The organism is Enterobacter sp. YSU (assembly GCF_016082135.1).
In the GTDB taxonomy this organism is placed as follows: Bacteria; Pseudomonadota; Gammaproteobacteria; order Enterobacterales; family Enterobacteriaceae; genus Enterobacter; species Enterobacter hormaechei_C.
The window spans coordinates 1-20,419 of record NZ_CP059487.1; the positions used below are offsets into that span (position 1 = coordinate 1).

A 20,419-nucleotide genomic window follows, 5' to 3' on the forward strand; every position below is an offset into this window, starting at 1 on the left:
CCCGCTCGGGCAGACCTTGGTGCAGGCCGGATCTTCGCAGTGGTTGCAGGCAATCGACAGGTAATAGGCGAAGACATCCTGATGCCAGACGCCGTTGTCCTCCTGCCAGTCGCCGCCCGCGTATTCATAAATACGACGGAAGCTAACGTCCGGGGTCAGATCTTTGTAATCCTTGCAGGCCAGCTCGCAGGTTTTGCACCCGGTGCAGCGGCTGGAATCAATAAAAAATCCATACTGGGTTGTCATCGGTTACTCCTTACGCCTTTTCAACCTGAACGAGGTTTGTGTGGGATGGGTTGCCCTTCGCCAGCGGCGACGGACGCTGCGTAGTGAGAACGTTGATGCAGCCCGCCTGATCGATACGGTTCGCATCCGGGTTATACCAGGCCCCTTCCCCCAGCGCGACAACGCCAGGCATCATACGCGGAGTCACTTTAGCTTCGATATGCACTTCGCCACGTCCGTTGAAGATACGTACGCGATCGCCATTACTGATGCCGCGCGCTTTCGCATCCATCGGGTTGATCCACATCTCCTGTCGGCAGGCCGCTTTCAGTACGTCAACGTTGCCGTAGGTGGAGTGAACACGCGCTTTGTAGTGGAAACCGGTCAACTGAAGCGGGAATTTCGCCGTCAGCGGATCGTTGTAGTTTTCGAAGCCTGGCGTATAAATCGGCAGCGGATCGATAACGTCCCCTTCCGGCAATTCCCACGTTGCGGCAATTTTTGCCAGCTCTTCGGAGTAGATCTCGATTTTGCCCGAGGGCGTGGTCAGCGGATTGGCCTGCGGATCGTCGCGGAAGGCTTTATACGCCACGTGATGCCCTTCGGGATCGCGCTGCTTGTACATGCCCTGCTTGCGGAAGGTATCGAAGTCCGGCAGGTCAGGAATGGCTTTGCGTGAGAGCTCGTGCAGATGGCGCATCCACCCTTCCTGAGTACGTCCTTCAGTGAACTGCTGCTCAACGCCAAGACGTTTCGCCAGCTCGGAAGTCATCTCATAGATGGTTTTGCACTCGAAGCGCGGTTTGATGGCCTGGTCAGTGAAGATCACATAGGACATGTTGCCGCAGGAGGCATCCAGCGCGAAATCCATCTGCTCAGACGCGGTGCAGTCTGGAAGCAGAATATCGGCATACTTCGCCGATGAGGTCATGTGGCAGTCGATCACCACAATCATTTCGCACTTCTTGTCGTCCTGCAAAATTTCATGGGTGCGGTTGATTTCAGAGTGCTGGTTGATCAGGCAGTTACCGGCATAGTTCCAGATCATTTTGATCGGCACGTCCAGCTTATCTTTGCCTCGAACACCGTCACGCAGCGCGGTCATTTCCGGGCCGCGCTCGATCGCGTCCGTCCACATAAACATGGAGATGCTGGTCTGAACCGGGTTATCCAGCGTTGGCATACGTTCAAACGGGACTTCATACGAGCCTTCACGCGCCCCGCTATTACCGCCGTGAATACCAACGTTGCCAGTCAGAATCGAGAGCATAGAAATAGCGCGGGTGGCAATTTCGCCGTTCGCGTGACGCTGTGGTCCCCATCCCTGGCTGATATAAGCCGGTTTTGCTGAACCAATTTCACGGGCCAGCTGAACAATACGCTCGACTGGAATGCCGGTAATGGTGGATGCCCACTCAGGGGTTTTCGCTACCCCGTCGCTGCCCTGACCAAGAATGTACGCTTTGTAATGCCCGTTAGCCGGTGCGCTGGCTGGCAGGGTCTTCTCGTCATAACCAACGCAGTATTTATCAAGGAACGGCTGATCGACGAGGTTTTCAGTGATCATCACATACGCCAGCGCATTGACCAGCGCCGCATCGGTACCAGGGCGAATAGGGATCCACTCGTCTTCACGTCCCGCGCCGGTATCGGTATAGCGCGGATCGACGATGATCATACGTGCGTTGGATTTGGCGCGCGCCTGCTCAAGATAATAGGTTACCCCACCGCCGCTCATCCGGGTTTCGCCTGGGTTGTTACCGAACAACACCACCAGTTTACTGTTTTCGATATCCGACGGGCTGTTACCGTCTGCCCAGCCGCCGTAGGTGTAGTTCAGACCCGCAGCAATCTGTGCGGAAGAGTAATCGCCGTAATGATTGAGATAGCCGCCGCAGCAGTTCATCAGGCGCGCCACCAGCGTTTTACCCGGCGGCCAGGAGCGGGTCATGGTACCGCCCAGCGTCCCGGTGCCGTAGTTGAGGTAGATGGATTCGTTGCCATACTCTTTGATCAGGCGCTGCATGTTAGTCGCGATAATATCGTAGGCTTCGTCCCAGCTAATACGCTCGAACTTCCCTTCCCCACGCTTACCGACGCGCTTCATTGGGTATTTCAGACGATCCGGGTTATAAACGCGACGGCGCATTGAACGGCCACGCAGACAGGCACGAACCTGATGTAACCCTTCGTAGTTATCATCGCCGGTATTGTCTGTTTCGACATATTTGATTTCACCGTCCACAACATGCATACGCAGAGGACAACGGCTACCACAGTTAACGGTACAGGCACTCCACACCACTTTTTCCGGGGCTGAAGCGGGAGACAGAGCCTCCGCCGCCGACGCCAGACGGGTAAAAGGGAGCGTAAAGGCGCTGCTGGCAACCGCCAGACCGCCTATTGCCGTGGTTTTCATCAACCCACGGCGAGTGACCTCGGCAGCCATTAACGCTTCAGGCGCTTTGATTTTCATAAAGACTCACTTTGGTTGCTCACAAAGAAATAAAGGGCGGCATACACCGCTATATAGTTTTATGTATAACGATATTTTTGGTTATCAGTGTTTTATGCTGACTTTCGTTCGGAGGAGTATTACTACTTTAGAGGGAGGGGTTATTGCTTCGTATCAAATCAGAGGCATAAAAAAAGCGCCCTGAGGCGCTTTTTTGTCTTAGAGCAAATAATTAGCCGATGAACTGCTGGCCTTTCATGTAAGGGCGCAGCACTTCAGGGATCTCAATGCGTCCGTCAGCCTGCTGGTAGTTTTCCAGCACAGCAACCAGCGTACGGCCTACTGCAAGACCAGAACCGTTCAGGGTATGAACCAGACGGGTTTTTTTGTCAGATTTGCTGCGGCAACGCGCCTGCATACGACGCGCCTGGAAATCCCAGACGTTGGAGCAGGAGGAGATTTCACGGTAGGTGTTCTGCGCAGGCACCCAGACTTCAAGGTCGAAGGTTTTGCAGGCACCGAAGCCCATGTCGCCGGTGCACAGCGCCATACGGCGGTACGGCAGGCCCAGCAGCTCAAGCACTTTCTCAGCATGACCGGTCATCTCTTCCAGCGCGTCCATAGACTCTTCCGGACGAACGATCTGCACCATCTCAACTTTATCGAACTGGTGCATACGGATCAGACCGCGCGTATCGCGACCGTAAGAACCGGCTTCAGAACGGAAACATGGAGAGTGCGCGGTCAGTTTGATTGGCAGATCGTCTTCGTCGATGATCTCATCACGCACGAGGTTGGTCAGCGGCACTTCCGCGGTTGGGATCAGTGCGTAGTTGCTGCTGTCTGCTTCCTCGTCCAGCGGACGGGTGTGGAACAGATCGCCGGCAAATTTCGGCAACTGGCCGGTACCGTACAGCGTATCGTGGTTAACCAGATACGGAACGTAGGTTTCGCTGTAGCCGTGCTGCTCGGTGTGCAGATCCAGCATGAACTGCGCCAGAGCGCGATGCAGATGGGCAATTTGACCTTTCATGACCACAAAGCGAGAACCCGTCAGCTTAACCGCAGCCGCAAAGTCCAGGCCCGCATGCATTTCGCCCAGCGTGACGTGATCGCGCACCTCGAAGTCAAACTCGCGAGGTGTGCCCCAGCGTTTCACTTCAACGTTGTCGTTTTCGTCTTTGCCGACAGGCACGCTGTCGTCAGGAATGTTCGGGATCGCCAGAGCGATATCACGAATTTCAGCCTGAAGAACATCCAGTTCAGCTTTCGCCTGATCCAGCTCTTCACCCAGTTTGTTCACTTCCAGGCGTAATGGCTCAATATCTTCCCCGCGCGCTTTCGCCTGGCCAATGGATTTCGATCGAGAATTACGCTCTGCTTGCAGATTTTCAGTTTGTACCTGCAAAACTTTACGACGCTCTTCAAGAGCGCGCAGCTTATCTACATCCAGCTTAAAGCCCCGGCGTGCCAGTTTTTCAGCGACTGCGTCTGGCTCATTACGCAGCAGATTGGGATCGAGCATGCTTATCCTGTGCTTATCGAATTAAAAAAGGAAAAAGTGACCACAGCCTGCGGCCACAGAGATATATTGCCAACATTACCGCAACGATTGAACTAACGGTAGCGTTTTATAGGGCTATTTTGATCCTGTCCGGCAAGCCAGGCGAGCTTTTCGCCAATCTTACCCTCAAGACCTCTGTTTGTGGGGTGATAATAGCGGGTTTGTGCCATCTCCTGCGGGAAATACTCCTCGCCGGCGGCGTAGGCATTGGGTTCATCATGGGCGTAGCGATACTCCTGCCCGTAACCCATCTCTTTCATCAATTTGGTTGGCGCATTGCGCAGATGAACCGGCACATCGTAGTCCGGACGTTCACGTGCATCTGACATCGCCGCTTTGAAGGCGGTATACACCGCGTTACTTTTCGGCGCGCAGGCCAGATAGACAATTGCCTGCGCAATGGCACGCTCACCTTCCGCGGGTCCGACGCGGGTAAAGCAGTCCCAGGCGGAAATAGCGACCTGCATGGCGCGTGGATCGGCATTACCGACATCTTCTGACGCGATGGCCAGGCAGCGACGCGCGACATATAACGGATCGCCACCGGCGGTAATGATACGCGCGTACCAGTAGAGCGCCGCATCCGGGGCGCTGCCGCGCACGGACTTATGTAATGCAGAGATCAGGTCGTAAAAACGATCGCCTTTATTATCGAAGCGCGCGCTGCGTTCACCGGCTATTTCGGTCAGCAGCTCCTGCTTTAGCACCCGCTTTCCGGCATCATCCACTTCGGCCATATCGGCCATCATTTCCAGCGTATTCAGCGCCCGACGCGCATCGCCGTTGACCAGTTCAGCGATCGCACGACGCGTGTCGTCCGGCAGAACGATATCCTGTCCGCCGTAACCCCGCGCTTTGTCCTCCATCGCCTGGGTCAGAACCTTTTCGATATCCTCTGTGGTCAGGGATTTAAGCAGGTAAACGCGGGCGCGGGAAAGGAGCGCAGAGTTCAGCTCAAACGACGGGTTTTCCGTGGTTGCGCCGATGAAGAAAATCGTGCCGTCTTCAATGTGCGGCAGAAACGCATCCTGTTGGCTCTTGTTGAAGCGGTGGACTTCATCAACAAAAAGAATGGTGCGGCGCCCGGCATTACGGTTTTGCCGCGCGCGCTCGATCGCCTCACGAATCTCCTTCACGCCTGAGGTAACCGCCGAGATGCGCTCAACGTCCGCGTTAGCATAGCGGGCGATCACTTCAGCGAGGGTTGTTTTGCCGGTGCCGGGTGGCCCCCAGAGGATCATGGAGTGCAGATGCCCCGCCTCAATAGCGCGCGGCAAGGGTTTCCCCGCAGCCAGCAGGTGTTGCTGGCCGATGTACTGCGCTAAATTTTCTGGCCGCATACGGGCGGCCAGAGGTTGAAACGCATTATCTGAAAAATCGAGCGACAGGTTGCTCACTCATGCCTCTTACTTATTACGTTGGTCGTCCACCGTTACGCCCTGCGGCGGGGTAAAGGTGAATTTCGAAGCATCTACAGCGCCGTTTTGCTGAGACTTAAGCTGATAGCTACTGCGCTGATCGTCCTGCTCAACCGCACCGAACTGATTAATGGTACCGTTGCTGCTCACGTTAATGGTGAACTGCTTCAGGTTACCGTTGCTGCCTTTTGGCGTCAGGACGAACTCATCACCGTTTTGTTTAATGTTGTACTGCTGCCAGTCGCTGGACTGGTTACGGGCAATGAGCATAAACGGCGTATTGCTGGTCGCGTCTTTCAGCCAGGTGGCGGTCGCCTGCTCAACAAACGGGTTGTAGAACCATAAGGTTTTCCCGTCAGACACCAGCACGCTTTCATCCGGCTGGGTCATGTGCCAGTTGAAGAGATTCGGGCGTTTCACCCACAAATCCCCCTGACCTTCCTGCACCGCGTTGCCACTGCCGTCAGTCACTTTTTGCGTGAAGCTGGCGTGGAAGCTGCTCACTTTATCCAGTCGGCTTTTAAGGTCGCTGGCTGCATCAGCCCAGACGCTGCTGGCAACAAAACTGGAGAGTAATGCACAGGCGATGGCGATTTTTTTCATTGTTATTCCTTAAAATACGTCTTCCCGATATGGGGGTTCCGTTTCTATTCTGGACCTGCCCGAAGGCAGGCGACAGAAGAATATGCTTAATTTTTGCTGATTTACCCTTCTTTGCAATCGCTGAAGGTTAATCAAACGGCGGTGGCGCCAGCACCTCACGGTTACCGTTATGCCCCTGTTCGCTCACAATACCCTGGGCTTCCATCTGCTCGATAATACGCGCCGCGCGGTTGTAGCCAATACGGAACTGGCGCTGGACGCCGGAGATGGACGCCTTACGTTTTTCGGTAACGAAATTAACCGCCTGGTCAAATAACGGATCCAGCTCTTCGCCGCCGTCAAAACCACCGCCGCCACCTTCGCTTTCACTGTCGGAGGTGATGCCGTCAACGTATTGCGGCCGACCGCGCGCTTTCCAGTCCTGCACCACCGCATGCACTTCCTGGTCGCGAACAAATGCACCGTGGACACGCACCGGCGAGGTGGAGTTCGGGCCGGAATAGAGCATATCACCCATCCCCAGCAGCGACTCTGCACCACCCTGGTCCAGGATAGTACGCGAGTCAATTTTACTCGACACGGTAAACGCGATACGGGTCGGGATGTTTGCCTTAATAAGACCGGTGATAACGTCTACGGACGGACGCTGCGTTGCCAGCACCAGGTGGATCCCCGCCGCACGCGCTTTCTGTGCCAGACGCGCAATCAGCTCTTCCACTTTCTTGCCAACGGTCATCATCAGGTCGGCGAACTCATCCACCAGCACCACGATGTAAGGCAGTTTTTCCAGCACCGGATGCTGGGCATCCATGCTGTCACCCGGCTTCCAGTATGGGTCCGGAATCGGACGGCCCATACGTGCCGCCTCAGCGATTTTCTCGTTATAACCGGCCAGGTTACGCACGCCCAGCGCCGACATCAGCTTGTAGCGACGCTCCATTTCATTGACGCTCCAGCGCAATGCGTTGGCGGCGTCCTTCATGTCGGTCACCACTTCCGTTAACAGGTGCGGAATGCCTTCGTAGACGGACAGTTCAAGCATTTTCGGGTCGATCATGATGAAACGCACATCTTCAGGCTGCGCTTTGTAGAGCATACTGAGGATCATGGCGTTCACCCCGACCGATTTACCGGAGCCGGTGGTACCCGCAACCAGCAGGTGCGGCATCTTCGCGAGATCGGCAACCACCGGATCGCCAGCGATATCTTTACCCAACACCACGGTGAGAGGGGACGGGTTGTCGCGGAATTTGGTGTTATCCAGAACTTCACGCAGATAAACGGTCTGGCGTTTCTTGTTTGGCAGCTCAAGGCCAACGTAAGGCTTACCTGGGATCACTTCCACCACGCGTACCGCCACGGTCGACAGAGAACGCGCCAGGTCACGGGACAGGTTAGAAATACGCGCCGCTTTTACGCCTGGCGCCAGGTTCAGTTCGAAACGGGTAATCACCGGGCCAGGGGAGTAGTTCACCACGTCCGCTTTAATACGGAAGTCAGCCAGACGCGCTTCCACCAGACGGGCCATCTGCTCAAGAGCAAAAGTATCCACCGGTTCGACTTCCGCTGGCGGCGGCGTTAACAGATCCAGCGACGGCAACGGCGTACTTGGTCGTTGCAGCGGACGGCTGTCTCCGTTACGCATCAGCAGCGGGTGAATCAGGCTTTCCTGCGGCTGTGGTGCTGGCTGCTGGAACTGCGGCTGCGGCGGTTGGGCCGGCGGTGTATGCGGCTGCGCATAAGCCTGCGGCGCTGGCTGTTGTGGCTGCGCATTAACCTGCGGCGCTGGCGCCTGACGCACCGGTTCCGCTTCCGGCATCACGCTCGGCGTGAACAGCGGTTCGCTCGGACCGTCATCCACCAGATCTTTCATCGGTGAAAATTCAAAATCCGAGAGCGAGAACGGGTTTGCCCCCGAAGGCTGCTCACCGGAATAACGTTGCTGCTGCGTGGCCGCAAACTGACGCGCTAATTCCGCTTCGGCAGCATGATCTTCTTCCTGCTGAGAATGAACATCGTGTTGGTACTCATTCCCGTAGCGTTGAGTCTGCTGGGCGGCAAACTGACGCGCCAGCTCATCCTGATGCAGTTCGTCGGCATCATCTTCGTAGTCGGACTCACGGGCTTTTTCTTCCGCCATACGCTGGGAAGGCAGTTTAATGCCATAAGAGGCCAGCTCCCGGCGCGTCGGTACGCGCACGCGATTAGGGCGCGGCAATTGTGGACCAATGCCCTCTTTTACCTGAGGACGCGGCGCACCGTCGGTTGCCGGGCTGAATAGCGGAGCGGACGCGGCAGCGGCTGCCGTTGCCTGCTTCACGGTTTCCGCTCCTGACGCAACGGCTGGCGCTGGATCTACAGGTGCAACGCTCGCAGAAGGCGCTTTTACAACAGGCTCCTGCACCGGCTCAGGCACGGGCTGATACCAGGCGGCAAGCTGCTCGCGCTCTCGGGCACGGCGCTCTTCCACCTCTTCAAAATAGTACAATGGCGGACGGGATGGCTTCGCTTCCTCCACCACTTCGGGTTCAGACAACGGCGCAACGTATGGCTGTTCAGGTTCAGCAGGTTCGGGCGTATAAGCCTGATACGGCTGTTGCGGCTCGCTGGCAGGCTCAGGCGGCTGATACGGTTGCTGCCACTGTTCCTGCTGCACAGGAATATAGCTTTCAGGCTCCGGCGCAATGGTCGGTTCAGGCGTATGGACGCCTGGCGCAGTCTGCCAGTCCACCTGCGGTTGCTGGATCGCGGACTCCGGTGCCGGAACAGGCGAGGACGGCATCACGGCTTCAACAGGCGCAACATGGGCCTGCGCAGCCGTCGTTGCGGCAGCAGCAGCGGCTACCGGTTCAGTCACGGAATGACCATGCAACAGCGGATCGTATTCATCATACTCACCCGGCGTAGCTCGATGACCAGAGAACAACACATCATCAGGATCGACGGCCGCGCCGCGATACTCAATCTGCTCCTCTTCATCCATACGTTTGCCGGAGAAAAGCGCGGCATCCGTTTTACGGCCTAACGGGTTAGCGAATTTTTCAGCAACGCGCTGGCGGCGCGCCAGAGCACCGCGCAGAATACGGGCACGGCGGGATTCACGACGCTGCACAGGTGCCTCGTCTTCCTCTTCGTACTCATCTTCATATTCGTCTTCATCGACCCACGTATCGTCACGACGGGTGCGATTGCTGGCAAACGTCAGCAGAGTCAGAATAAAGCTGCCGATTTTTTCGGCAATGCTCACCCAGGACCAGCCGGTAAACAGCGTCAGGCCCGCTGCCCAGATACAAAGCAGCGCCAGCGTGCCGCCGCTGCTGTGAAGCATCGGTTGCAGCGCGGAGCTCAACAGGCTGCCAATCACCCCGCCTGAGGCGAAGTACCAGATGTCATCGGCGTTGATCGCCGCCAGTCCGCAGGAGGTGAGGATCAGCGCCAGGGCGCCAATCAGGCGCAGCGAAACGGCAAAATAATCGATGTAGTCGTCGTTCTGTCGATGACGCCAGGCAAACCAGCATCCGCCAATAATGATGACGGGAAGGGTATAGGCCATCACACCGAAAATGAAGAAGAGCGTGTCCGCAAGCCAGGCACCGGGAACGCCGCCTAAATTATGGATAGGCTCATGCCATGCGGTTTGCGACCAGCTGGGATCTGAGGGGTTGAAACTGAGTAAGGCAGCCATCAGCCAGACGGCAAAAAGGGCAATAACAATCAGTAACGCCTCAAGGAGACGACGTCCGCTGCTTAGCTTAGATAATGTGACTTCTTTGTCTTCAGTGTATTCCTGGCTCAAGAAAGGCTCTCCAGGTATCAGGCATGTCCTGCCTGTGTGCTAAAACGGACAACAGCGCCGGGACTCCCCGGCACTGTTGCTGTATGGATTAACAGGAGTGTAATCAAACTACACTGATTTTGCACCTGTTCCGTGTTAGCGCGTCTTAATAACCAGACGATTGCTCTGTTTGACCTCTTCCATCACCACATAAGTACGGGTGTCGTTCACGCCTGGCAGACGCAGCAGGGTTTCACCCAGCAGCTTACGGTAGGCGGACATATCAGGCACACGGGTTTTCAACAGGTAGTCAAAATCACCGGAAACCAGATGACACTCTTGAATTTCTTCAAGTTTTTGTACAGCGGCGTTAAATTGCTCAAACACATCTGGTGCACCACGATTCAGAGTAATCTCAACAAATACCAGAAGTGAGGCATCCAGATAATGCGGGTTCAGCAGAGCCGTATAGCCCTGAATAAAACCCTGTCTTTCCAGTCGACGCACACGCTCAAGGCACGGCGTCGGGGAAAGTCCCACACGTTTTGAAAGCTCGACGTTGGAAATACGCCCATCCTTTTGCAATTCATTAAGAATGTTACGATCGATACGGTCGAGATCTTTGCCAGGGCGCTTCTTGCTATCTACCATTATTATTGTCTCTCTGTATTCCTTCCCTACTCCTGCCTGGACCCTGTGCACATCACTGTTCAGAGCCTGGACCCGTTATTCATCACATCGCCTGGTTATGTATTAGACGCGATGTAGATTCGGGTTCTGCGGTAAGAAGACCGTTGCCCGAAAGCAGTCACAGACATCACGTATGGCGTCTGTCCACACCATGCGTAGATTTCACTGACCCGGTAAAAATGGCATTTCCGTGCATGTCTATGCGGCATGCAGTTCGTGCGTCTTTTTTTCTTCCTTGAATGTTTTCGCAAAAGCGCAGGGGATTGTCAAAGCAAAACATCGATTTTTAGTACAACATGCCGGATATTCATTACGGAGGGGTATTAATCCTCATTTTATTGCCTTATAAACGCGCGGTTTTCAGTAGCAGAAGTGATGTGACCGCCTCTGACCTATAGGGCGCGTCTATTGCATATATCGGAAGCAAAACTCTCCTGCTCTTTTTTTACGGCAACAAATTCCCTACAATCCAGCCCATTGCCTGCCAACAACAATGGGGATCTCATGGGCACGACCAAACACAGTAAGCTGCTAATCCTTGGTTCTGGACCTGCGGGATATACCGCAGCGGTCTATGCTGCACGCGCTAACCTGCAACCGGTACTGATCACCGGGATGGAAAAAGGCGGTCAGCTGACCACCACCACGGAAGTGGAAAACTGGCCTGGCGACCCGAACGACCTGACCGGGCCGCTGCTGATGGAGCGCATGCACGAGCATGCCGCCAAATTCGAAACCGAAATCCTGTTCGACCACATCAATAAAGTGGATTTGCAGAACCGTCCGTTCCGCCTGACGGGTGACAGCGGCGAATACACCTGCGATGCGCTGATCATCGCCACCGGCGCCTCTGCCCGCTATCTCGGCCTGCCGTCTGAAGAAGCGTTCAAAGGCCGCGGCGTGTCAGCCTGCGCGACCTGCGACGGTTTCTTCTATCGCAACCAGAAAGTTGCGGTTATCGGCGGCGGCAACACCGCTGTGGAAGAAGCGCTGTATCTGGCAAATATTGCCTCAGAAGTACACCTGATTCACCGTCGCGACACCTTCCGCGCGGAGAAGATCCTGATTAAACGCCTGATGGACAAAGTGGCGAGCGGCAACATTGTGCTGCATACCAACCGTACGCTGGAAGAAGTGACTGGCGATCAGATGGGCGTGGCGGGACTGCGTATCCGTGATACCCAGAACACCGATAACGTCGAAACGCTGGAAGTGGCAGGCCTGTTTGTGGCAATCGGTCACAGCCCGAACACGGCTATCTTTGAAGGCCAGCTGGAGCTGGAGAACGGCTACATCAAAGTGCAGTCTGGCATTCACGGCAACGCCACCCAGACCAGCGTTCCGGGTGTCTTCGCAGCTGGCGACGTGATGGACCATATTTATCGTCAGGCGATCACCTCTGCGGGCACCGGCTGTATGGCCGCGCTGGACGCAGAACGCTATCTGGACGGACTGGCTGAACAAGGTAAATAATCTTTACAAGTCAGTAACAAACGTAAATAAAGGCGGCCACTGGTCGCCTTTATTTTTGCTCGCGTGTAACATGCAGAGGTCTAATTTCTTATAACGTCACCTGCAAAGTACGCAATGGAAAAAACCCGTCAACAAGAGTTAACCCGCTGGCTGAAACAGCAAAGCGTTCTGTCCCGCCGCTGGCTTATGATTTCCCGCGTTCTGGGATTCATCAGCGGTCTGTTGATTGTTGCCCAGGCATGGCTGCTGGCCCGCATTCTCAACCATATGATCATGGAGAACATCCCGCGCGAAGCGCTGCTGTTGCCGTTTATCGTTCTGGTGCTGGTTTTCGTTCTGCGTGCGTGGGTGGTCTGGCTGCGCGAGCGGGTTGGGTTCCACGCCGGGCAGCACATCCGCTATGAGATTCGCCGCAAGGTGCTCGATCGGCTTTCGGAAGCCGGGCCTGCGTGGATCCAGGGTAAGCCAGCCGGCAGCTGGGCGACGCTGATCCTTGAGCAAATCGACGATATGCACGATTACTACGCGCGTTATCTTCCCCAGATGGCGCTGGCGGTGTTTGTGCCCCTGATGATTGTTATCGCCATCTTCCCTGTTAACTGGGTGGCGGCGTTGATCCTGCTAGGCACCGCCCCGCTCATCCCGCTGTTTATGGCGATGGTCGGCATGGGCGCGGCAGATGCTAACCGTCGTAACTTCCTGGCGCTGGGTCGGTTGAGCGGTCATTTCCTGGACCGTCTGCGCGGAATGGAAACCCTGCGGATCTTCGGTCGTGGTGAAGCGGAAACCGAAAACATTCGCCTGGCGTCGCAGGATTTCCGTCAGCGCACCATGGAAGTGTTGCGCATGGCCTTTCTCTCTTCTGGCGTGCTCGAATTTTTCACCTCCCTGTCGATTGCGCTGGTGGCGGTTTACTTTGGCTTCTCCTACCTCGGCGCGCTGGACTTTGGCCACTACGGTACGGCGGTCACGCTTTCCGCCGGGTTCCTGGCGCTGATCCTGGCCCCGGAATTTTTCCAGCCGCTTCGCGATCTCGGCACCTTTTACCATGCCAAAGCGCAGGCGGTGGGTGCTGCCGACAGCCTGAAAACCTTCATGGAAACGCCGCTGGCGAATCCGGAGCGTGGTGAGGTAACGCTGAATACGAACGATCCGGTGACCATTGAAGCACAGGATTTTTCTGTTCTGTCGCCTGAAGGCAAAGTGCTGGCCGGTCCGCTGAACTTTACCCTGCCTGCCGGGCAACGTGTGGTGCTGGTGGGTACCAGCGGCTCAGGTAAAAGCTCATTGTTGAATGCGCTGTCAGGTTTTATGGCGTACACCGGATCGCTGCGTATCAATAAAACGGAGCTGCGCGAGCTCGATCCTGATGCCTGGCGTAAACAGCTGAGTTGGGTGGGGCAAAACCCTCAGCTGCCAGCTCCGACGCTGCGCGAGAATGTGCTGCTGGCACGCCCGGATGCGCGTGAAGATGAGCTGCAATCGGTCCTCGACCGCGCCTGGGTCAGCGAGTTTCTGCCGCTGCTTGCGCAGGGTGTCGATACCCTCATTGGCGATCAGTCTGCCGGGCTGTCAGTAGGCCAGGCACAGCGCGTCGCGGTCGCCCGTGCGCTGCTGAATCCCTCTTCGCTAATGCTGCTGGACGAACCCGCCGCCAGCCTGGACGCTCACAGCGAGCAGCGCGTGATGGATGCGCTTAACGCAGCCTCACGCCAGCAAACCACCCTGATGGTGACCCACCAGCTGGAAGGTATTGCCGACTGGGATCAGATCTGGGTGATGGAAAACGGACACATTGTTGAGCAAGGCGATTACGCCGCGCTTGTTGCCGCGCAGGGGCCGTTTGCGACCCTGCTGGCGAACCGTCAGGAGGATATCTGATGCGCGCCCTGCTTCCGTATCTTGCACTATATAAACGCCACAAATGGATGCTGACGCTCGGGATCGTGCTGGCGATCGTCACGCTGCTGGCCAGCATCGGCCTGCTTACGCTTTCCGGCTGGTTCCTCTCCGCGTCTGCGGCCGCAGGCTTTGCCGGGCTGTACAGCTTTAACTACATGCTGCCTGCCGCCGGGGTGCGCGGCACGGCGATTACGCGAACTGCCGGACGCTACTTCGAACGTCTGGTCAGCCACGACGCGACCTTCCGCGTGCTGCAACACCTGCGTATTTACACCTTCAGCAAACTGCTGCCCCTCTCCCCTGCCGGGCTGGCACGTTTTCGACAGGGCGAATTACTCAACCGCGTGGTCGCAGATGTGGATACGCTGGATCACCTCTACCTGCGCGTCATTTCACCTATGGTGGGCGCGTTTGTAGTGATTGTCGTGGTCACGCTGGGGTTGAGTTTCCTGGATGTTCCCATCGCACTGACGCTCGGCGGCATCATGCTGATGACGCTGATTATTCTGCCGCCCCTGTTTTATCGTGCAGGTAAAACCACCGGGGAAAACCTGACGCGCCTGCGTGGAGAATATCGCCAGCAGCTCACCGCCTGGTTGCAGGGACAGGCCGAGCTCACCCTTTTTGGCGCCAGCAAGCGCTACCGCGCCCGCATGGAAAATACGGAGCTGAACTGGCATGAAGCCCAGCGTCGCCAGTCTGAACTGACCGCGTTCTCCCAGGCGCTGATGATGTTAATTGGTGGGATTGCCGTTATCGCCATGCTCTGGATGGCCTCCGGTGGCGTGGGCGGTAACGCGCAGCCTGGCCCGCTGATTGCGCTGTTTGTTTTCTGTGCCCTGGCAGCCTTTGAAGCCTTAGCCCCGGTCACGGGCGCCTTTCAGCATCTCGGCCAGGTGATTGCCTCTGCGCTGCGCATTACGGATATTGCCGAGCAGGAGCCGGAAGTGAAGTTCACCGCGGGTCAAACCGCTGTGCCAGAGCAGGTCGCGCTGACGCTCAGCAATGTCACTTTCGCCTACGACAAGCAGGCGCAAAACGCGCTGGAAGACATCACCCTTTCTGTTGATGCCGGGCAGCGCATTGCGATCCTTGGCCGTACGGGATGTGGGAAATCGACACTTCTGCAACTTCTCACGCGCGCGTGGGACCCACAGCAGGGCGAGATTCGGTTTAACGACGTTCCGCTGTCTGGTTTTAGCGAAGCGGCCTTGCGTAAAACGGTCAGCGTCGTGCCCCAGCGGGTGCATCTGTTCAGCGCTACGCTGCGCGATAATCTTCTTCTGGCGGCACCAGACGCCTCCGACGATACGCTGCGGGCAATGCTGGAGCAGGTTGGGCTGCACAAGCTGCTTGAAGACGACGGGTTGAACAGCTGGCTGGGTGAAGGGGGTCGACAGCTTTCCGGCGGCGAACTGCGTCGTCTGGCCATTGCGCGTGCGCTGCTGCACGATGCGCCGCTGATGCTGCTGGATGAACCGACAGAAGGACTGGATGCCACGACAGAGAGCCAAATCCTTGATTTACTGGCGAATGTGATGAAAGGTAAAACCGTGCTGATGGTCACGCACCGTCTGCGAGGGCTGGTGAATTTCGATCAGATAATTGTGATGGACAACGGACACATAATTGAGCAAGGTAGTCACGCAGAGCTGCTGGCAAAACAAGGTCGCTACTACCAGTTTAAACAGCGCCTGTAGACTATATTTGTAGCGTCCTCTCTCGCGTACTGGAGTTCTGTTGTCATGCGCCTGGTGCAGCTTTCTCGCCATAATATTGCGTTCCCTTCTCCGGAGGGGGCGCTGCGTGAACCTAACGGCTTGCTGGCTCTGGGCGGCGATCTCAGCCCGGCACGGCTCTTAATGGCTTACCAGCGCGGCATCTTTCCGTGGTTTTCTCCTGGCGACCCGATCTTATGGTGGTCTCCCGACCCGCGAGCCGTGCTGTGGCCTGGGCAGTTTCACCTGAGCCGCAGCATGAAGCGTTTTCATGCAAAATCACCCTTTCGCGTCACCCTTAATCACGCCTTCGGCCAGGTTATCGAAGGCTGCGCTGAAGATCGTCACGAAGGCACCTGGATAACCCGCGATATCATTATCGCCTATCACCAGCTTCATGAGCTGGGGTACGCGCATTCGATCGAAGTGTGGAGCGGGGACGACCTCGTCGGGGGCATGTACGGCGTGGCGCAGGGTACGCTGTTCTGCGGCGAGTCGATGTTCTCCCGCTCCACGAATGCGTCGAAAACCGCGCTGCTGGTTTTTAGCCAGGAATTTGCCCGACGTGGAGGACAGTTAATGGATTGTCAGGTGCTGAATGAGCATACCGCCTCGCTCGGCGCCGTTGAAATCTCCCGCCGACACTATATCGAACACCTGGAACAGTGCCGAAAGGAGACCCTACCACGCGATTTTTGGGTTCCCAGAACGCTCTTTATACCCAATGCCTAAATGTTTTCCGCATATTTTTTATGAGGGTGTTATAATTACGCCGCAGAGTAGCTTCTGCCTGTTGCCCCGCCGCCGTTTGGGACCCTCGCTTCAGATAACGTCCTTACGTTTATCCTGTCGTCTCCCCTTTACGAATGCGCTTTCCGTTCGGTTGTACCGTGACGCTTGGGCAATACGCTGAGACTGTTTTGCTGCGTTTTAAACGCGCAATTCTTTACTTAATTGAGGAATTTCGGCATTATCTTGCCGGTTCAAAACTTGGTAGTGATACCCCAGAGGATTAGATGGCCAAAGAAGACAATATTGAAATGCAGGGTACCGTACTTGATACGTTGCCTAATACCATGTTTCGCGTAGAACTGGAAAACGGTCACGTGGTAACTGCGCACATCTCCGGTAAAATGCGCAAAAACTATATCCGCATTTTGACGGGCGACAAAGTGACTGTTGAGCTGACCCCGTACGACCTGAGCAAAGGCCGCATTGTCTTCCGTAGTCGCTAATTGTTTTCGCCTGTAATGGCAGATGAATATTTAAAAGGTCGGGACAATCCCGGCTTTTTTTATTTATGGCTTTAGTGTGGCTGTTCAGGAAGAGGTATTTTAGTGCGTTCTGATGCCTTCACCCTGACCCTCTCCCACAGGGAGAGGGAGAAAAGCGGACACAAAAAAGCCGGGTTAAAAACCCGGCTTTTACACTAAAGAAAATCAGTGAGCCGCTTCCGGCTTGTGCTTCGCCGCACTCTGGAAATCGTACGTCAGTTCGTTCTTCGCCTGATCCAGCCCCACCGTTACCTGGCCGCCGTCCACCAGCGAGCCAAACAGCAGCTCGTTCGCCAGCGGTTTCTTCAGGTTGTCCTGAATCACGCGCGCCATCGGACGGGCGCCCATCGCACGGTCGTAGCCTTTCTCAGCCAGCCAGTTGCGGGCCTCCTGGCTCACTTCCAGCGACACGCCTTTCTGATCCAGCTGGACCTGCAACTCGACGATGAACTTGTCCACCACCTGATGAATCACCTCGGTAGACAGATGATCGAACCAGATAATGTTGTCCAGACGGTTACGGAACTCCGGCGTGAAGATCTTCTTGATCTCTTCCATCGCATCGGTGCTGTTATCCTGGTGGATCAGGCCGATGGATTTACGCTCGGTTTCCCGCACGCCCGCGTTGGTGGTCATCACCAGCACCACGTTGCGGAAATCGGCCTTGCGCCCGTTGTTATCGGTCAGCGTCCCGTTGTCCATCACCTGCAACAGGATGTTGAACACGTCCGGATGCGCTTTCTCGATTTCATCGAGCAACAGTACCGCGTGCGGATGCTTGATAACCGCGTCCGTAAGCAGGCCGCCCTGGTCAAAGCCCACGTATCCCGGAGGCGCACCAATCAAACGGCTGACGGTGTGACGCTCCATATACTCGGACATATCAAAGCGCAGCAGCTCAATGCCCAGCGCTTTGGAAAGCTGAACCGTCACCTCGGTTTTACCCACCCCGGTCGGGCCGGCGAACAGGAAGGAACCAACCGGCTTGTGGTCATGCCCCAGGCCAGCACGGGCCATCTTGATCGCTTCGGTTAAGGCCTCAATGGCTTTATCCTGACCAAAGACCAGCATTTTCAGGCGATTGCCGAGGGTCCGCAGCGTATCACGGTCGCTCTGAGAAACGCTCTTCTCAGGAATACGCGCGATGCGGGCCACCACGGACTCGATATCCGCCACATTCACGGTTTTCTTACGCTTGCTGGCTGGCATCAGGCGTGCACGCGCACCCGCCTCATCAATCACGTCGATCGCTTTATCCGGCAGATGACGATCGTTGATGTATTTCACCGCCAGTTCCACCGCCGCACGGACCGCTTTCGCGGTGTAACGCACGTCGTGGTGTGCTTCGTACTTGGTTTTCAGACCGTTGATGATCTGCACCGTTTCGTCAACCGACGGCTCGGTCACGTCGATTTTCTGGAAACGACGCGCCAGCGCACGATCCTTCTCAAAGATGTTGCTGAACTCCTGGTACGTCGTGGAGCCCATCACGCGGATCTTGCCGCTGGAGAGCAGCGGTTTGATTAGGTTAGCGGCATCCACCTGGCCACCGGAGGCCGCACCTGCGCCGATGATGGTGTGGATCTCATCGATAAACAGAATGCTATTGGTGTCCTGCTCCAGCTGTTTTAACAGCGCTTTGAAACGTTTTTCGAAATCACCGCGGTATTTGGTGCCCGCCAGCAGCGAGCCAATATCCAGCGAGTAGATGGTGCAGTCGGCAATCACTTCCGGCACGTCGCCCTGCACAATGCGCCAGGCCAGCCCTTCGGCAATCGCGGTTTTACCCACGCCAGATTCCCCCACCAGCAGCGGGTTGTTCTTACGGCGGCGGCACAGCACCTGGATGGCACGCTCCAGCTCTTTGTCGCGGCCAATCAGCGGGTCGATACCGCCAACGCGAGCAAGCTGGTTAAGGTTGGTGGTGAAGTTTTCCATACGATCCTCCCCGCCTGCTTGCTCTTCATTGCTGTTGATCTGTCCGCTGGGATCCGATGCCTGGTTAGGCTCGTCTTTTCGCGTTCCGTGAGAGATGAAGTTGACCACGTCGAGCCGGCTGACTTCGTGTTTACGCAGCAGGTAGGCCGCCTGGGACTCCTGCTCGCTGAAGATGGCGACCAGGACATTGGCGCCAGTCACTTCGCTACGTCCGGAAGACTGGACGTGGAAAACCGCGCGCTGCAACACGCGCTGGAAGCTGAGCGTCGGCTGCGTGTCGCGCTCTTCTTCACTGGCTGGCAGCACCGGTGTAGTTTGTTCGATGAAGGCTTCGAGTTCCTGACGTAGCGCCACCAGATCCACGGAGCAGGCTTCCAGCGCTTCGCGGGCAGATGGGTTGCTAAGCAGTGCGAGCAGCAGGTGCTCGACGGTCATAAACTCATGTCGGTGCTCACGCGCTCTGGCGAAAGCCATGTTTAAACTGAGTTCCAGTTCTTGATTGAGCATAGGCACCTCCCCCAATTTTATGCCTTATCAGGCCTTTTCCAGCGTACACAGCAACGGATGCTCGTTCTCCCTTGCATAGTCGTTCACCATCGCTACTTTGGTTTCCGCAACCTCGGCAGTAAAGATGCCGCAGATCGCTTTGCCACGATAATGAACGGTAAGCATCAGTTGCGTTGCACGTTCAACATCATAAGAAAAGAACTTTTGTAGCACGTCAATAACAAATTCCATCGGCGTGTAATCATCGTTCATTAACATAACTTTATACATAGATGGCGGTTTTAGCGCGTCGCGCACTTTATCTTCCGCCAGCTGGTCAAAATCCAGCCAATCGTTGGTCTTACCCATTATGCATAACCACTTTGAATCTACCTCAGATGTTAGATAACAATCATCTATTACTGTCATCCGCGATGTCTGTCACAAACTGTTGCAATAGCGTTAACTGCCTCAAATTTTGGTTGATTATTGTCCCAACTCCAGCGCCAAACGCTTGACGGCTTCTTCCGTTTCTCTAAATTGTACAAGCGTGAGTTGGCGAGGTTTTGAACAGCCCCCACTCCACCACCGGTTCATTCCATCTTAATTTATAAGATTTACGAAGGATGTCGAAGCATGGAAATGGGTACTGTTAAGTGGTTCAACAACGCCAAGGGGTTTGGCTTCATTTGCCCCGAAGGCGGCGGCGAGGATATCTTCGCTCACTATTCCACCATTCAGATGGATGGTTACAGGACGCTCAAAGCCGGGCAGTCCGTCCGGTTCGATGTACACCAGGGGCCAAAAGGCAATCACGCCAGTCTTATCGTGCCCGTTGAAGCAGAAACGGTTGCATAGCTCTCTGATTCATTGTGTACACCCCGCAGGCAAAATGCCA

Annotated in this window: 14 protein-coding genes and 1 pseudogene; 6 read left to right on the top strand and 9 right to left on the bottom strand. The window is 55.9% G+C overall.

What is annotated here, in order from left to right:
- The 7 genes and pseudogenes from H2Z33_RS00005 to lrp form a co-directional block, all read right to left on the bottom strand.
- Nucleotides 1-246, bottom strand: a pseudogene (locus tag H2Z33_RS00005) (4Fe-4S binding protein); the annotation flags it as partial.
- 10 nt (nucleotides 247-256) lie between these two features.
- Entirely contained in the window at nucleotides 257-2,701 is a 2,445-nt protein-coding gene (gene dmsA / locus H2Z33_RS00010) for a dimethylsulfoxide reductase subunit A (protein WP_015570977.1), read from the bottom strand.
- A 211-nt stretch (nucleotides 2,702-2,912) separates the two neighbouring features.
- Nucleotides 2,913-4,205, bottom strand: a complete 1,293-nt coding sequence (serS, locus tag H2Z33_RS00015) for a serine--tRNA ligase (RefSeq protein ID WP_003858266.1) — start codon at nucleotides 4,203-4,205, stop codon at nucleotides 2,913-2,915.
- 92 nt (nucleotides 4,206-4,297) lie between these two features.
- Nucleotides 4,298-5,641, bottom strand: a complete 1,344-nt coding sequence (gene rarA, locus H2Z33_RS00020; RefSeq protein ID WP_006809396.1) for a replication-associated recombination protein RarA — start codon at nucleotides 5,639-5,641, stop codon at nucleotides 4,298-4,300.
- Between the two features lie 9 nt (nucleotides 5,642-5,650).
- On the bottom strand, nucleotides 5,651-6,265 hold the full coding sequence (lolA, locus tag H2Z33_RS00025; RefSeq protein ID WP_003858270.1) for an outer membrane lipoprotein chaperone LolA: 615 nt from the start codon (nucleotides 6,263-6,265) through the stop codon (nucleotides 5,651-5,653).
- Nucleotides 6,266-6,392: 127 nt separating this feature from the next.
- Nucleotides 6,393-10,061, bottom strand: a complete 3,669-nt coding sequence (locus tag H2Z33_RS00030) for a DNA translocase FtsK 4TM domain-containing protein (RefSeq protein WP_063866906.1) — start codon at nucleotides 10,059-10,061, stop codon at nucleotides 6,393-6,395.
- Nucleotides 10,062-10,196: 135 nt separating this feature from the next.
- Entirely contained in the window at nucleotides 10,197-10,691 is a 495-nt protein-coding gene (gene lrp, locus H2Z33_RS00035) for a leucine-responsive transcriptional regulator Lrp (protein WP_000228469.1), read from the bottom strand.
- A 543-nt stretch (nucleotides 10,692-11,234) separates the two neighbouring features.
- Between lrp and trxB the strand changes: the two genes are divergently transcribed.
- From trxB to infA, 5 genes are all read left to right on the top strand, one after another.
- Nucleotides 11,235-12,203, top strand: coding sequence for a thioredoxin-disulfide reductase (gene trxB / locus H2Z33_RS00040; RefSeq protein ID WP_003858303.1), 969 nt, complete (start codon nucleotides 11,235-11,237; stop codon nucleotides 12,201-12,203).
- A 114-nt stretch (nucleotides 12,204-12,317) separates the two neighbouring features.
- The gene (gene cydD, locus H2Z33_RS00045) at nucleotides 12,318-14,084 is read left to right on the top strand and encodes a heme ABC transporter permease/ATP-binding protein CydD (protein WP_048973279.1); all 1,767 of its coding nucleotides are present in this window, start codon (nucleotides 12,318-12,320) and stop codon (nucleotides 14,082-14,084) included.
- Nucleotides 14,084-15,805, top strand: coding sequence for a heme ABC transporter ATP-binding protein/permease CydC (gene cydC / locus H2Z33_RS00050; RefSeq protein WP_047637453.1), 1,722 nt, complete (start codon nucleotides 14,084-14,086; stop codon nucleotides 15,803-15,805). Before cydD ends, cydC begins: the two co-directional genes overlap by 1 nt.
- A 45-nt stretch (nucleotides 15,806-15,850) precedes the next feature.
- Nucleotides 15,851-16,555 carry a leucyl/phenylalanyl-tRNA--protein transferase gene (aat, locus tag H2Z33_RS00055; protein WP_023296218.1) on the top strand — a complete coding sequence of 235 codons (705 nt, stop codon included), beginning with the start codon at nucleotides 15,851-15,853 and terminating at the stop codon, nucleotides 16,553-16,555.
- 284 nt (nucleotides 16,556-16,839) lie between these two features.
- Complete coding sequence (gene infA, locus H2Z33_RS00060) at nucleotides 16,840-17,058, top strand: translation initiation factor IF-1 (RefSeq protein WP_002211347.1); 219 nt, start codon at nucleotides 16,840-16,842, stop codon at nucleotides 17,056-17,058.
- A 204-nt stretch (nucleotides 17,059-17,262) separates the two neighbouring features.
- Here the strand turns inward: infA and clpA are convergent, their stop codons facing one another.
- Complete coding sequence (gene clpA, locus H2Z33_RS00065; RefSeq protein WP_006809407.1) at nucleotides 17,263-19,542, bottom strand: ATP-dependent Clp protease ATP-binding subunit ClpA; 2,280 nt, start codon at nucleotides 19,540-19,542, stop codon at nucleotides 17,263-17,265.
- A 27-nt stretch (nucleotides 19,543-19,569) separates the two neighbouring features.
- A complete protein-coding gene (gene clpS, locus H2Z33_RS00070) occupies nucleotides 19,570-19,890 on the bottom strand; it encodes an ATP-dependent Clp protease adapter ClpS (protein WP_006174393.1) in 321 nt (106 codons plus the stop codon).
- A gap of 267 nt (nucleotides 19,891-20,157) precedes the next feature.
- Here clpS and cspD point away from each other — a divergent pair, with 267 nt between their 5' ends.
- Nucleotides 20,158-20,379 carry a cold shock-like protein CspD gene (gene cspD, locus H2Z33_RS00075; RefSeq protein WP_006809408.1) on the top strand — a complete coding sequence of 74 codons (222 nt, stop codon included), beginning with the start codon at nucleotides 20,158-20,160 and terminating at the stop codon, nucleotides 20,377-20,379.
- Nucleotides 20,380-20,419 lie beyond the last annotated feature (40 nt).